The following is a 14961-nucleotide window of genomic DNA, read 5'->3' as shown; positions in this document are numbered from 1 at the left end:
AAACTTTTTTTGATTAAGGTTTCTTACCTAAGATTTTGTTATTTTTATTATTAATTACCCTAAATCTAATGTATATATAATACACTATTCTCAATTCTTTTTCAATATAAAAATGTTTTTTTGATTTAGACCTAATCTTTTTGACTAAATAAAATTAATAAATAAAAAAATATGTATCAAACTAAAACTTAATACATATTCTTAAATTTTTTACTAAACTGTTCTAACTCTTACTCCATATTTAAAATATTTATTCCAATATGTATTTTCTAATGTAGAAATTACAACTCCTTTAGATGTTGATGCATTAATAAAAAGTGTATCTCCTAAATAAACTGCTGTATGATTATTTTTTTCATCTGGTCTAAAAAACACAATATCTCCAGGTTTCAAATTTTCTTTTGAAACATGTGAACCAATTTTTATTTGCTGATCAGTTTTTCTTGGCAATTCATATCCATATACTTCACGATAAACTCTACGTGTTAATGCTGAACAATCAATTCCAGTTGCAGAATCTCCTCCAAGTGCATATTTTGTTCCTTTCCAGTGACTATACGACTTTAATAACTGATTTTGTAATGCTACAGTTTTCTTTTGACTTTCCGTTCCATTTTTTAATATTTCTTGATGTTTTCTTTTTAGTCCAGATAACTTCTGTAATACTAATTGAGAATTTGGCATTGAACGATCAACCATCATATTTTCATCAAATAATTTTGTAACTTTTAAATTATCTATTTTTTGATTTAATTCATTATTACTGTTTTCTAAATCCTCTGTTGCCGAAATTTCAATATTTTCTGTATCTCCTCTTTCGTTAGTAGAATTTTCTATTTGAGTATTAATTACTTTTTCTTCTTTCCCATTATTTCCCACTATTTCAATAGTAATATTTTCATTTCCATTATTATTATTTGAAAAATTATCCTTTTTTTTACTCTCATTTTTATTTCCATTTGTCTGTAATCCTGTACAACCTACAGTCAATAACATGCAAGCCATTGTAAAAGTTGATTTTCTCATCATTTTATTTTTTCTCCTTTCTATTTTTACTGTGAATCAATTATTAAATTTACAGGTCCATCGTTTTCTGAAACAATTTTCATGTATTCTCCAAATTCTCCCGTTTCTACCCTAGTATCCACTTCTTCCAATTTTTTTAGGAATAAATCATAAATTTTGTATGCTTTTTCTGCAGGTGCTGAATCAGTATAACTTGGACGTCTTCCTTTTTTTGTATTTCCATAAATAGTAAAATTGCTGACAACAAGCAATTCTCCATTTACATCTTTCAACGACAAATTCATTTTGTTATTTTCATCATTAAAAATTCGTAAATTAATCAATTTATCAATACAAAAATTAATATCTTTTTCAGTATCTTCATTAGAAATCCCAACATATGCAACTATTCCTGTACCAATTTCTCCTTTAAATTTTTCATTCACAAATATTTTTGCAAAATTTACTTTTTGAATTATAATTTTCATATTTTTTTACCTTTTTTAATAATATCTTTTTTCCTGACCAATAGTCGTATCAAAACTATGTCCAGGATAAACCTTTACATCGGCATCCAATGCCATCAATTTTTTCAAAGATTTTCCCATTTGAATCGGATCACTCGTCGGTAAATCCACTCTTCCATAACTTCCAGCAAATAACGTATCTCCTGAAATTAACATTTTATTAGCTTTGTCATAATAACAAATATCTCCTCTGCTGTGCCCCGGCGTTTCAATTATCTCAAAATTAAAAATCTCATTAGTGCTAGTATCTTCGCTTAGTTTCCCATTTTTCCCCAATTTATCATTTTCTTTCAAAGTTATAATCTGAGCATTACTGCTTAATTCAAATTTTCCTTCTCGCCAGGCAAAAAGCGACAATTCAGGATTAAATAAAAAATCATATCCTTTTTCACTTATATAAATCGGCACTTCTTTATATTCTAATATAGATGGAATCCCCAAAATATGATCCCAATGTCCATGAGTCAATAAAATTGCTAATAAATTCAAATTATTTTCTCTAATATAGGCAATAACTTCATCCATTTCTTCCTGACCAGGATCTATAACATAACAGTCATTTTCATAAGAAATCACATAACAATTGCTTTGTGCTGCATTGTCATTCAAAAATCTCTTTATTTTCATTTTTTTCTCCTTTTTGTCTATTAAATTTATATATCTAATTTAAATTTTTTTAACATATATCCGTTTTATTTATCATATGCACATCCATTTGTGGATAAGGTATTTCAATACCTTCCTTATCAAATTCGATTTTTATTTTTTCATTTAACTTTAGTTTAAGAGTTAAATAGTTTTCTGAACGTGTATAAACATAAACATAAAACATTATTGCAGAATCAGATAGTTCTCCTACCCCAATAACAGGAGCTTTTGAAGCTAAAATCAACTTTTTGTTCTCATCAGCAGCTTTTTTTTCAGCTATCTCAGTTTTATTTTCTTCCAGCTCTTCATCATTAATATTATGACTATTTTTATTAGCTTCTTCTTCCATTTCCCTCATTTTTTTTCCTGAAAAAATCATCGAAAAAATATTAATTTTACTTTTATTTTTATTTTCAAGAATAGTATTTTGAAGTTTAATCAGTAAATTATTTTTAATTTCCGTTTCTTCAACTTCATTCATTGTTTCTTCCTGAACAATTTTATTCAAAATATTTTTTACTTTCTGAATATCACTTTTGTATGAAACTCCTATTGTTAGGTCGAGCCTACGTTCACCATTTTCTTTAATATTACGAATTTCAGTATTAGTAACAATTCCATTTGGTATAATTACAAGCTCATTTTGTGGATTTAACATTTTTGTATAAAATAGCTCTATTTTTTTAACAGTTCCAATATAATTATTGTACTCTATCGTATCTCCAACTCGAAACGGCTTAAAAGTAAGAATTATGAGCCCACCGCAAAAATTCCCCAATGTCTCTTTAAATGCGATCCCTAAAACAATCCCCGTTGCTCCTAAAAATGTTGTAATCGAAGTGGTATTTATTCCAAGTATCTCAATCGAAATATAAACTAAAATACAATAATATAAAATAGAATATATTGAAAGTAAAAAAGAAGACACGCTTTTATCAACATTTGATTTTTCCAGTATAATTTTTAATATTTTTTCTATTCTTGTTTTAAGTACTTTTCCTAATTTAATAATAAGGTAAATTATAAATAATTTAAAAATATTTGTTTTCAGAAATTTGATTATATTATCAAGTTCTAAAAGTTCTAAAAATTTTTGTAATGTTTTCACTTTTTTCTCCTTTTTATTTAGAAAATCAAAATCTCTAAATCTTTTCAAATGTTATTTCATTTTAACCTATCTATTTTTTAAAATACTTTGATTAAACAGTAGAATTACTTAAAAACTTAAATATATTCTCTGATTTTTGGCGATTTTCATTATAACATGTTTTTTTTATTATGTCTATTGAAATGTTTTTAGTGCAAAAATGAAATTAGTAATATTTATAATGTATAACAAACTATATCCATAACATTTTAGAATTAAACTCAAAACTTATTTTGGTCGAAAAAAAATGTGCTAAGTAATTACCTATCACATTTTTTATACTCTAAATTTAAGTTTAGAAAATAGACCTTTTTATTATTTTTAAATCAAACTTATGCAAATATCTTACTTTTTAGCAAAATATCCCAAAAATTCTAATTTTTTTATACTTTCAGGAAAATATTCATTAGCTGTTATTTGAACGCCTTCTCCATCTTGCATTGTTCTATATATATTTGTTTTAGAAAGTTCTTTTATGGCTTCTTCTTCTGTTTTTGGTTCCGACAAAATATCTGCCACAATTACATCTACATTATTCATATCATTGATAATTTCATTTCTGGAATTTCCTATTCCAATTATTCCGGCACCTTCCCCAACAATCAGAGTTCTTATATAATTTCTAAATATTTCTGGAATATAAACTTGATTTTCTTCATAAGGAACCATTTCATTTTCAGAACAATAGAATTTAATTTTAGCATTGATCATGCTATTTAAAACAAATTTTCTTAAATTTGCAAGAACTTCATTATTTTTTTCTTCGTTCTTATCTTCATCTTTAGCATTTTCTTCCCAATATTTAAAAGCATCTGGAATAGTAAAACTCTTATGTGGAGTTTCGAATAAATGAAGCATAATTCTTTTTACATTTTCTTCATTCAAAGTTTCTAATTCTTCTTTTGTATATTTCAATGTTAATAAGAATGAATCTAATACATCATTAGGGAAAGTTTCACTGAAATTAAGTTTTTCAGCTTGACTACTTTTACAAATCAAGGATCTTCTAAATTTAGTGTCTAGTATGTAATCAAGACATTGTTCTTTTATTACAGGATCTCCTTGCGATAATTGCTGTAATTTTTCTATTGTACTATCGTTATATACACTTGCAATTGATAATCTTAAACCAACATCAGATATATATTGTAAATTTTCTTTTCTTAACATATCTACAAATTCATGTAAATACATCGGATCATTAATATTTTCAAGTTGTTCATGTCCAACATAATAATCCTGCATATTTAAAATCCCTTCGATTTGTTTAATGAAATCTCCTTTTTTCTCAGCAACATCAGTATAAATTTTCATTTGTTCTGCTACAATTGAAATAAATGCTTTTCCACGTTGAACTTTGTCTCCTTGTGAAACTTCCGGAAAATATTTATTTGCATAAAGCATCATTTCACGTATTTTATCAGCTTCTTTCCATCCTGGATATGTATTGTATGAAATATAGGCAATTCCTTCTTCTGTCAAATTTTCATTACAAATTTTAATGATTTTTTCCTTTACAATATCAGGAACCCAAGAAAATACACCATGAACAATAATATAATCAAATTTCCCAAAATCTTCATTTATATCCAAAATATTCTTTTCAATTAATTTTATATTTTTTAAACCTATTTTTTCAATAACTTCATTTCCTTTTTTTACTTGTTCTGCCGTCAAATCTACACCAACAAATTCAGCTTCAGGATTATAAAGCGCCTGTGTTATTATATTTCCTCCAAATGATGATCCTAATTCTAATATTCTAGCTTTTCTTGAATCTTTCGGTGTTAATCCAAATAATTTTCCTTGAGCTTCTAATAAAGCTGGAACTGTATAAGTAAATGGATTAGATTTATAAAGTAACTCATTGTATGTATTTTTATTTTCCATAATTTTTTATAAGAAATTTTGATAAACAATTTTTTACTAAACATTAAATCTAATTGTATCTTCAAAATTTATTCTTATATTTTCTCCTTTCAATATTTTTATTGATTTAAAATTTACTTAATTTTTTTAATTTCGATATACTTGATATTCATATTATGTTTACTTAAAAACATTTGTTCAAATTCAGTTTCAATATTTTCACTTGCTTTTTCTGAATTGTGCAAATCGCTTGTATGGTAAATAATTTTATAGTTATCAAGTTTATCTACTAATTCTAAAACATCTTTATAGTATTGTTCGTGATCTGTCTTGAAAAATAATTTTCCATCAGTTTTTAATACAATATCTAATTTTGAAAATAAACTTTCTGTTATAACTCTTTTCCTTTCTTCTCCTTCCCAAGGATCTGGAAAATTAATATATACTCCTGAAATTTCATTTACACCTAAAAAATCTAATATTGTCTCTCCTCTTTTTCTCACAAACAAAATATTATGTAAATTTCTTTTTTTGGACTTTCTTGCTCCTAAAACAAGCCTTTTAAATCTTAATTCTAGAGCAATATAATTTCGATCTTTAAATTTTTCGGCATTTCCGACAGTAAAATTACCGCTTCCACAGCCAATTTCTAAATAAATATCATTGTCATTTCTGAAAAATTCATTCCATTTTTCACGATATTTATCAACACTTTTATTATTATACATCAAATACTCAGGAAATTCAAGCATTTCGTACATATATTTATTATAATTTTTTTTAGGTTTTTCAAAAAAATATTTCCAAATTTCCTGCTCATTTATAATTTTACTTTTTTCCGCATTTATTTTTTTAAATTCATCATTTACTTTTTTAATTTTTTCCCTTTTTTCTTTTTCAGCTTCAGTAATTTCTATCTTCTGACCATTTTTTCCAATACTTTCAATTTTATTTTCCATTTTTTATTATTTTCCTTAATCTTTATTTTTCCAATTTTATTTAACAAATTTCGTTTAAGATTTTATCAATTTCATTATTTTTTTCAAAAAATCTTTTCGTATTAACATTTTCAGATTTTTTCAAATATTCGATAATTTCATTTTCATTTTCCACAACTTCAATAAACCCAAGTTCCTGCGCATCCCTCACAATTTCTTCAATATTTTGAAAATATTTCCCAATAATCGGCTTTTTTCCATAAAACAACGGCTCCAAAATTGAATGTCCCCCAATATTTACAAGTGTCCCGCCTACAAAAACAAAATCAGCCAGTTGATAAAAATCAGTTAAAATCCCCATTTTATCAATTATCACGATTTCTTTTTTATTTTCTGCTTCCAAATTTATTTTATTTTTTTCAATCGCAGTCAATAATAAATAATCTTTTTTAGAAAATTTTTCCAAAATTATTTTTTCAATTTCACCAATTCTTTCCAAATGTCTTGGAACAAGAACTAATTGATATTCATTATTCTGATTTATTTTTTTCAAAACTTCCAGCCAAATTTTTTCTTCATCAGGACGTGTACTTCCACATACAATTATTTTTTTATTTTTATCCAAAACTGTGTCAAAATAATATTTTTTCTTTTCGTCAGATATTTCATTATATTTTATTGAATATTTCAGATTTTTATACACTTTTATCTTATTTTCACTAATTCCCAATTTTTCGTATCTTTTTTTGTCAAAATCGCTTTGCACCATTATTTTTTCTGCGCGATTTATCGTATTTTTTATAAACCAGTTAAATTTTAAATAGGATTTTAGTTTTCTTTCAGTCAATCTTCCATTTACAATAAACAATTTTCCATTTTTAGCGGCAAAATAATACAAATTTGGCCAAATTTCTGTTTCTATTATTATAGTTTTTTTTATTTTATATTTTTTATAAATTTTACGAAGTACAAAAAAATCATCGAGCGGAAAATAAAAAACTTTTACATTGTCATTTTCAGAATATTTTTTATTTACTGCTGAAAATCCTGTGTCCGTCATAACCGAAAGAATTACTTTTTCTTTTTTTCTATTTTCTCCACTTTTCAATATTTTTTCAATTAATTCCTGCGACAAATTAAATTCTCCAACTGACGAAAAATGAATAAGTGTTGCCTCTTCTTCTTCATTTAGAAAATTATCGTTTCCTATTTTCTGAAATAAACGTGATTTAAAAAATTTTAATAATTTCCCATTGAATATTGCCAGAATCATTATTACAAAATAAAGCAATATTCTTAATAAATTATACAAAATCATATTTTACCTGTCTTTTCTTTATCTTCTTAATTTTATTTTTTTAAGTAAAAAGACTATCTCTCAATGATTTTCCATTTAGAAATAGCCTTTTAATAATTTTGTAGTAAAATTATTTACCTTCTGCTACATTATCAGCTAATTTTTTACCTACTTTAAATTTAACAACTTTTTTTTCAGGTATTTGAATTTCTTCTTTAGTTTGTGGATTAATTCCAGTTCTTGCTGCTCTTTCTTTTACTTCAAATGTTCCCCATCCAACAAATTGAACTGAATCTCCTTTCAATAATGATTCTTCAACTGTATCTAAAAATTGGTTTACCAATTCTTCAGCTCTCTTTTTAGTTTCTCCTGTAGCTTTTGCATAAGCATCTACAAATTCTTTTTTTGACATTTTATCAAAACCTCCGATTTAATTTCATAATTTAAATTTACTAGACTATTATACACTATTTTCAATATTTGTCCAGTATTTTTTTCAAATTTCCTGTTTTTTTTCGTAATTTTTCGTATAACTATATATTTTCTAATAAAAAAATAATATAAATTACGATATTTTTAAAATTCATATACGTATAAAATAAGTTCAAACACAAATAAAATATTTTGAATATATATTCAAAATTTCATTTTTTACTTCTTCAATATTTTTAGAAGTTGTATCCACTTCAATTGCATCTTCGGCTTTTTTCAGGGGACTTTCCTTTCTTGTGGAATCAATTTCATCCCTTTTCAAAATATTTTCATAAATTTCCTCAATTTTTACATTTTCCCCTTTTTTAACAAGTTCCTTATACCGTCTATTTGCTCTTTCCTTCGCATCTGCAACCAAAAATATTTTTACATTTGCATTTGGAAAAACAACTGTTCCAATATCACGTCCATCCAGAATAACATTTTTCGATTCTGAAAACTTTCTCTGTAAATCCACCATTTTTTCTCGAACCTCACGTATTGCCGCAATATCAGAAACATTTTCTGAAACAATTGGTTTTCTAATTTCATCACTAACATCAACATTATCCAAATAAAATCCGTTTTCTTTAATATCAATATTTAAATTATCCAGCATTTTCTTAATTTTTTCAAAATCACCTAAAATCCCTTCATTTAAAGCCTTTAATGTAACAAGCCTATACATTGCCCCTGTATCAAGATAAACAAGCCCCAAATCCTCTGCAATCAATTTTGCGATGGTACTTTTCCCACTTCCAGCAGGACCATCAATAGCAATTATCATTTTCCCCTACTTTCTATTTTATTAATTTTATTCTTTTTTCTTTTTCACAGTTAAATTATAGTAAAACTGCTTTAAAGCCGAACTCAAAAGCTATGACTATTTTACTCAAACCCTAAATTTATATAATTTTCAATAGTTTGATTTTAAAAGGGTTCGAGTATATTTTAAAATTTAAGACTAAAAAGTTTAATTATACCACTTAAATTATTTTACATAAAAATAACAACATTTTTTTACTTTAAATCAAGTAATTTTCATATTTAAAAACAAGTGACACCCAGTTATTTTTCTCTCTCCTGTCAATTTGCTTCAAATTATAATTTTCAGCCTTTTTCACAAATGCCTCTTCCTTTTCATTCAAAATTCCAGAAAAAATAACTGTTGCACCTTTTTCCAAAATCTTTTCTATATCTTCAAGCAATTTTTCCAGAACATCCACCAGAATATTTGACACAACCAAGTCATATTTCCCATTCACATCGTCCACAAGATTCCCGATTATTACTTCAAAATCATCATTTATACCATTTTTAGAAAAGTTTTCCAAAACTACATCTCGAACTTTTTCATCAATGTCAATTCCAACAACTTTTTTTACCCCTAATTTTTTCCCAATTAACATCAAAATACCCGAGCCACATCCTATATCCAGCAATTTTTCCTTGCCTTTCACATACTTTTCTAAAAACTCTACACAAAGCGAAGTCGTTTCATGTGTTCCTGTCCCAAAAGCAAGTCCTGGATCAATTTCTATCACAATTTCATTGCTTTCTGGCTCGTATTCATCCCAGCTCGGTTTTATTACAATGTTGTCAGTTATATTCACAGTATGAAAATATTTTTTCCATTCATCTTGCCAGTCCTCGTCATTGCATTTAGCTGTATAAATTTCGTACATAAATTCTGTATTTTCATTTTGAAATTCTTTCAAGTTATTAAAAATAATATTTAATTTTGTATTTGCAAATCTATTGTCAACAATGTATCCAATTATGCTCCAAACATCGTTTTTAATAGAAAAATTTGCATTGTAATCAAGTTCATTTTCAGAAAAATAATCAATTACTTCGATTTGTTTAATCCCAATTTCATCAAACATATTTATCAATTTTACTTTAGTTTCCTCTAAATTATCTGAAACATAATCTACTTTTACTTTTATCCAGTTCATTTTTAAAATTTTCCCCTATTTTTTATATTTCATCATATCCCATATTTACACGTTTTATAGAAACAGCTTTTCCAGTTTTTTCATTTACTTCCAGTTCAATACCATTAATTCTCAGATTTTCTTCACATACAGAATATCTTGTTGGCATTCCGTCCTTAAACCTTTGGATGCTTTCCCTTCTGTTCATTCCTAAAATACCGTCATGTCCTCCAGTCATTCCTATATCTGAAATATACGCTGTACCTCCTGGCAAAATTCTCTCATCTGCAGTCTGTGTATGTGTATGTGTTCCATAAACAGCCGATACTTTCCCAGTCAAATTCCATCCCATAGCCTGCTTTTCAGAAGTCGCTTCCCCATGAAAATCAAGAATAATAATATCAGTTTCCTCTTTTATTTTAGGCAAAACTTCCTCTATTGCCAAAAATGGACATGCGATTGGTGGCATAAATACTTTACATTGGGCATTTATAACTGCCACTTTTACTCCATTTTTTTCTACAATTGTATATCCGTTTCCCGGTGCTTCTTTTGTAAAATTTATTGGTCTAATTAAATTTTTCTGTTCATTAATATAAGTGTAAATTTCCCTTTTATCCCAGCTATGATTTCCAAGAGTAATAACATCTGCTCCTCGCTCAAACATTTCCTTTGCAATTTTCACATTTATTCCAAATCCACCAGCAGAATTTTCGCCATTTACAATAATAAAATCATAATTCTGTTTTCGTTTTTCCAAATATTTAAATAACGTATTTCTACCCGGCCTACCGACAATATCACCAATTATCAAAAATTTCATTTAAAATCATCCCTTTACATTTTATTTTATCTAATATACGCAAACCTTTTTAAATTTGAACTGACAAAAACTATATAAATCTAAAATTTGGATAAAACAACTATAGAATTTTCGAATTCAGTTTTAAAATGATTTTACTGTATTTTTATTTATGATATTTATTATACTACATATTATTGTTTTTTTATAGTTTTTCTTAATTTATTTTTTGATAATAAAATTATTTTGAAATAAAACAAAGAAAAAAGAGTTTACTGATTAAAAAATTTTCTTTTTGAAAAAACATTTAATCCAAATAAACTCTTATTTTTATTTTATAAAATTATTTTGCATATTCCACAGCTCTAGTTTCTCTAATAACAGTAACTTTTATCTGTCCTGGATATTGCATTTTTTCTTCGATTTCTTTTGCTACTTCTCTAGCTAGTATTGTAGCTCTGTCATCATCAATATTATCTGGATGAACAATTAATCTTAATTCTCTACCAGCCTGAATTGCATATGAACTTTCAATTCCTTCATGGCTATTAGCGATTTCTTCCAATTGTTCAAGACGTTTCAAGTAATTTGACAATGTTTCACGTCTTGCTCCTGGTCTTGATGCTGAAATAGAGTCTGCCGCTTGTACTAGTACAGCTTCTATACTTAACTGCTCAACTTCATTATGATGAGCTTCCACTGCATTTATTACTATTTCACTTTCTTTTGAAAATTTTCTTAAAAATTCCCCACCGTTTAAAGCATGAGAACCTTCCTGTTCATGTGAAAAAGCTTTTCCTATATCGTGTAATAATGCCGCTCTTTTGGCTATATCCACATTTGCACCAATTTCTGCAGCCAAAGCTGAAGCTATATGTGCAACTTCTATTGAGTGCTGTAAAATATTTTGTCCAAAAGATGTTCTAAATTTCAAACGTCCAAATACTTTTAAAACTTCACGTGGCAATGTCGGAATGCCTACTTCCAAAATAGCCTGTTCTGCTGCATCCAATATACTTTCATCTACTTCATGCTGTGCCTTTGCTACGACTTCTTCTATTTTTGTTGGGTGAATACGTCCATCTGAAATTAATTTTTCAAGAGCGATTTTGGCTACTTCTCTTCTTACACCATCAAATGAAGACAGTACAACCGCTTCAGGTGTATCGTCAATTATTAAATCAACTCCTGTTGCAGCTTCAATGGCTCTTATATTTCTTCCTTCACGTCCAATAATTCTACCTTTCATTTCTTCACTTGGCAGCTGAATAACTGAAATTGTAGAATCTACAACATAATCTGAAGCTGCTTTTCCAATTGCAGTTGAAATAATTCTTTTGGAAATCCTATCTTTCTCCCTGTCCAAATTATGTTCATAGTCTCTTATCAATACAGCTTTATCATGATCCAGTTCATTTTCCAGCTTGGTTAAAATGATTTTTCTTGCATCTTCCTGTGTCAGTTCTGAAATTCTTTCTAGCTCTTTTTCTTCATTTGCAATCATTTCTTCCAGTTCTTTTTCTCTTCGGAACAATTTTTCACGGTATTTCTCATTTTTAGCTTCTCTTTCTTCCAAACGTTCCATTTTTGTTTCTAATGTTTCTTCTTTTTTGGCAATTCTTTCTTCTTTTGTAGCAAGTTCTGATTTCATTTTCTTTATTTCGTCATCTGCTATTTTTTTCTCATTTAACAATTCTTCTTTTACTTTTAATGTTTCTTCTTTTCTAAACGATTCAATTTCTCTTTCAACTTCTTTTTTTGATGTTTCAAGTCTTCTTTTAGCATCAACGATTTTTAATTCCAGTTCGTTCAAGTCTCCGTATTTTTTCTTAAAAATTGAACTCCCAAAAAAATAAGCTATAAAAAAAGTTAAAAAAGAAAAAATAACAATCAACAAAATCGCTATTGATATGCTCATTTTTCTCCCTTCTTATTTTTTTTCAGCTACATTTGAAATCTTCCATTTATTGTCATCCGTTTTTTTCCAAGTTATTTTATAATAGTTACTTGCCGTGGCAAAATTAATTACCATTACACTATTTGCCTTATTTCTCGATACGACATTCACATCAGAAAAAACAAATGTCAATCCTGAAAGATCGTATTCTTGCATTTTTTTTACAATAATATTATTTTTAAATGTAGGTAAAAAAATTTCTTTTAATTTATCATATTCATTTGAACTGGCAGCTTTTTTCAAATCTTCTGTAACTTTCATTATCTCGGTACTGATAATATTTGTCTCAGTATAAGACGGTTTGTTAGTAGAAGCTGTTAAACTGGTACAGCTCATAAGAATTAACAAAATAAATAGACATAAATATTTTTTCATATTTTCCTCCAAAAACTTCGTCATTTAATTTTATCATAAATTTTTCACATATTCAAGTTAGAAAAAATAAATTTTTACTTTTTCTACTCTATTTTTTCTTATTTCTCCATCTTTTATGCTGCCACATATACTGCTCTGGATATTCTCTAATAATTTCTTCAAATTCATGATAAATTTTTTGCATATTAAATCTCATTGTTTCCTTTAATTTTTCCTGTTTCTCAATTTCGATAATTTTCTTATTTTTTACACGAATTACATCCCCGTCAAACACCGCATAGGCCAATACTATCGGAATTTTATGTTTTATTGAAAGCAGTACAGGACCTGCCACTCCTGTTGTTTCACGTCCAAAAAACGTTACATTTACATCTTTTCCATAATGATCCGAAGCTAATGCAATAATTGACTCTTCATTTATTGCTTCTCGCAGTGCATCGCTATCATGTAGCGGCAATGAATTAAGTCCACCTTTTTCACGCCATTTTGTCATTAAATCATTTATTTTTTTATTTTTCTGATTTCTGAAAACAGCATAAAATTTTCTAATATCTCTCATTTTACTTCCAGCTTCAAATCCACCAAGATGAAGTGATACAATTAAAACAGCCTTTTCATTATTTTCACAAGCCTGTCTCATAAGTTCCTCATTTTCCACAATAGTATTTCCATCCTTTGTAATTTCCTCCAGAAAAATCGAAGTCATAATCATTTTTCCCATAGTTTTATAGGATTCTTTTGCAATTCTCTCAACTTCCTTTTTATTTTTTTCAGGAAAAGCATTTTTTATATTATCTATCGCAAGCAACCGTCTTTTTTTTATAAGATGATAGACAATTACTCCAAGATTTTCAAAAATTTTATATCTAACTTTAAGAGAAAAAATTGACAAAAATTTTTTTAATAAAATTACAAAAAATCCTGATATTTTCTCGCTTGTCTTATATCCCATTTTATTTATTCTAACTCCTTAAAATTTTTAAAAAAAGAGCATACATAAATACGCTCTTTTCTTTTTACTTACTATTTTCTGATTCCTAATTTTTCAATTAATGATCTGTAATCATCAACATTTCTATTTTTAATATAGTTTAATAATCTTCTTCTTTTACCAACCATTTTTAATAATCCCACTCTTGAGTGAACATCTTTAGGATGTACTTTCAAGTGAGCTGTTAAATGACTGATTCTGTCTGTAAGTAATGCTACTTGAACTTCAGCAGACCCTGTATCTTGAGCATTTTTTCCGAATGCTTCAACAATTTCTTTTTTTGGTTTTAATGCCATTTTATTTCCTCCTGATATTTATTATTTAAACCAAGAACATAACGGCAAACTTATGTTCATAGTATAAATTCAAGTGTTATTCTAACACATATTTTTTTATTTGTAAAGATTTTATTTTGCAAATGCAGCTGTTAATGATTCTAAATCAATTGGTAATTCAAGTTTTTCTTCAATTTTATTATTATTTATCTTTAAGTTAAATGGAAATGCATCAAGACCAAATCCACTGGTAATATATCCTTCTTCATCATAGTATATAGGAAATGTATAACCATTATCCTTTACATACCTCTGTACTTTTCCCAAATTAGACTGAGCATTTGAATATACTACAACAACATTTACTTTATCCTTATTTGCATCATAGAATTTTTGCACTTCAGGCATTTCTTGTTTGCAATGTGGACACCATTCTGCAGCTATGATAAATAATGTTTTTTTACCATTTTGAAATATTTTCTTACTTTCAGTTTTTTTCCCATTCAAATCCTTCAATTCAAAATTTGGAATTTCTCCTTTTCCTTCCACATCAACGCTAAATACTTTGGATGCTCCACAAGATACTACAAATAGTAAGAGTAATGACATTATTAAAATTATTTTTTTCATTTTCTCTCCTTTTCTAAATTTTTATTGTTTAAATCAAATTCGTAATTAAAAGAATAAAACTTAATTTTTAAATAATTTACTGTACAATTATA

16 protein-coding genes are annotated in these 14961 nt (G+C 27.1%); all 16 read right to left on the bottom strand.

The window, feature by feature from the left end; translation table 11 throughout:
- Positions 1–213: 213 nt before the first annotated feature.
- The 16 genes from LEBU_RS03540 to LEBU_RS03465 all read right to left on the bottom strand — a co-directional run bounded on the left by LEBU_RS03540 (position 214) and on the right by LEBU_RS03465 (position 14869).
- On the bottom strand, positions 214–1029 hold the full coding sequence (locus tag LEBU_RS03540; RefSeq protein ID WP_015768958.1) for an NlpC/P60 family protein: 816 nt from the start codon (positions 1027–1029) through the stop codon (positions 214–216).
- Between the two features lie 23 nt (positions 1030–1052).
- Entirely contained in the window at positions 1053–1493 is a 441-nt protein-coding gene (gene dtd, locus LEBU_RS03535) for a D-aminoacyl-tRNA deacylase (protein ID WP_015768957.1), read from the bottom strand.
- 15 nt (positions 1494–1508) lie between these two features.
- Positions 1509–2159, bottom strand: a complete 651-nt coding sequence (locus LEBU_RS03530) for an MBL fold metallo-hydrolase (protein ID WP_015768956.1) — start codon at positions 2157–2159, stop codon at positions 1509–1511.
- A gap of 49 nt (positions 2160–2208) precedes the next feature.
- Positions 2209–3288 (bottom strand): mechanosensitive ion channel domain-containing protein, encoded by a 1080-nt coding sequence (locus tag LEBU_RS03525; protein ID WP_015768955.1) that lies wholly within the window; start codon positions 3286–3288, stop codon positions 2209–2211.
- A 384-nt stretch (positions 3289–3672) separates the two neighbouring features.
- A complete protein-coding gene (locus LEBU_RS03520) occupies positions 3673–5217 on the bottom strand; it encodes a methyltransferase regulatory domain-containing protein (protein ID WP_015768954.1) in 1545 nt (514 codons plus the stop codon).
- 113 nt (positions 5218–5330) lie between these two features.
- Complete coding sequence (gene trmB, locus LEBU_RS03515; protein WP_015768953.1) at positions 5331–6155, bottom strand: tRNA (guanosine(46)-N7)-methyltransferase TrmB; 825 nt, start codon at positions 6153–6155, stop codon at positions 5331–5333.
- 40 nt (positions 6156–6195) lie between these two features.
- A complete protein-coding gene (locus tag LEBU_RS03510; RefSeq protein ID WP_015768952.1) occupies positions 6196–7452 on the bottom strand; it encodes a 3-deoxy-D-manno-octulosonic acid transferase in 1257 nt (418 codons plus the stop codon).
- Between the two features lie 109 nt (positions 7453–7561).
- Positions 7562–7843: an HU family DNA-binding protein gene (locus LEBU_RS03505; protein WP_015768951.1), complete on the bottom strand. Its 282-nt coding sequence runs from the start codon at positions 7841–7843 to the stop codon at positions 7562–7564.
- A gap of 192 nt (positions 7844–8035) precedes the next feature.
- On the bottom strand, positions 8036–8689 hold the full coding sequence (gene cmk / locus LEBU_RS03500; RefSeq protein WP_015768950.1) for a (d)CMP kinase: 654 nt from the start codon (positions 8687–8689) through the stop codon (positions 8036–8038).
- 238 nt (positions 8690–8927) lie between these two features.
- Positions 8928–9860, bottom strand: coding sequence for a 50S ribosomal protein L11 methyltransferase (prmA, locus tag LEBU_RS03495; protein ID WP_015768949.1), 933 nt, complete (start codon positions 9858–9860; stop codon positions 8928–8930).
- A 22-nt stretch (positions 9861–9882) separates the two neighbouring features.
- On the bottom strand, positions 9883–10662 hold the full coding sequence (locus LEBU_RS03490; RefSeq protein ID WP_015768948.1) for a TIGR00282 family metallophosphoesterase: 780 nt from the start codon (positions 10660–10662) through the stop codon (positions 9883–9885).
- 322 nt (positions 10663–10984) lie between these two features.
- Positions 10985–12559, bottom strand: a complete 1575-nt coding sequence (gene rny, locus LEBU_RS03485; protein WP_015768947.1) for a ribonuclease Y — start codon at positions 12557–12559, stop codon at positions 10985–10987.
- Between the two features lie 12 nt (positions 12560–12571).
- Positions 12572–12973: a hypothetical protein gene (locus tag LEBU_RS03480; protein WP_015768946.1), complete on the bottom strand. Its 402-nt coding sequence runs from the start codon at positions 12971–12973 to the stop codon at positions 12572–12574.
- 88 nt (positions 12974–13061) lie between these two features.
- Positions 13062–13925 carry a lysophospholipid acyltransferase family protein gene (locus LEBU_RS03475; protein WP_015768945.1) on the bottom strand — a complete coding sequence of 288 codons (864 nt, stop codon included), beginning with the start codon at positions 13923–13925 and terminating at the stop codon, positions 13062–13064.
- A gap of 71 nt (positions 13926–13996) precedes the next feature.
- Entirely contained in the window at positions 13997–14260 is a 264-nt protein-coding gene (rpsO, locus tag LEBU_RS03470; RefSeq protein WP_015768944.1) for a 30S ribosomal protein S15, read from the bottom strand.
- Between the two features lie 111 nt (positions 14261–14371).
- The gene (locus LEBU_RS03465) at positions 14372–14869 is read right to left on the bottom strand and encodes a TlpA family protein disulfide reductase (RefSeq protein WP_015768943.1); all 498 of its coding nucleotides are present in this window, start codon (positions 14867–14869) and stop codon (positions 14372–14374) included.
- Between the last annotated feature and the right edge of the window lie 92 nt (positions 14870–14961).

The organism is Leptotrichia buccalis C-1013-b (assembly GCF_000023905.1).
GTDB classification, from domain to species: domain Bacteria; phylum Fusobacteriota; class Fusobacteriia; order Fusobacteriales; family Leptotrichiaceae; genus Leptotrichia; species Leptotrichia buccalis.
The sequence above is the reverse complement of the archived record's forward strand: the minus strand, read 5'-3'. Positions and strand labels throughout refer to the sequence as shown.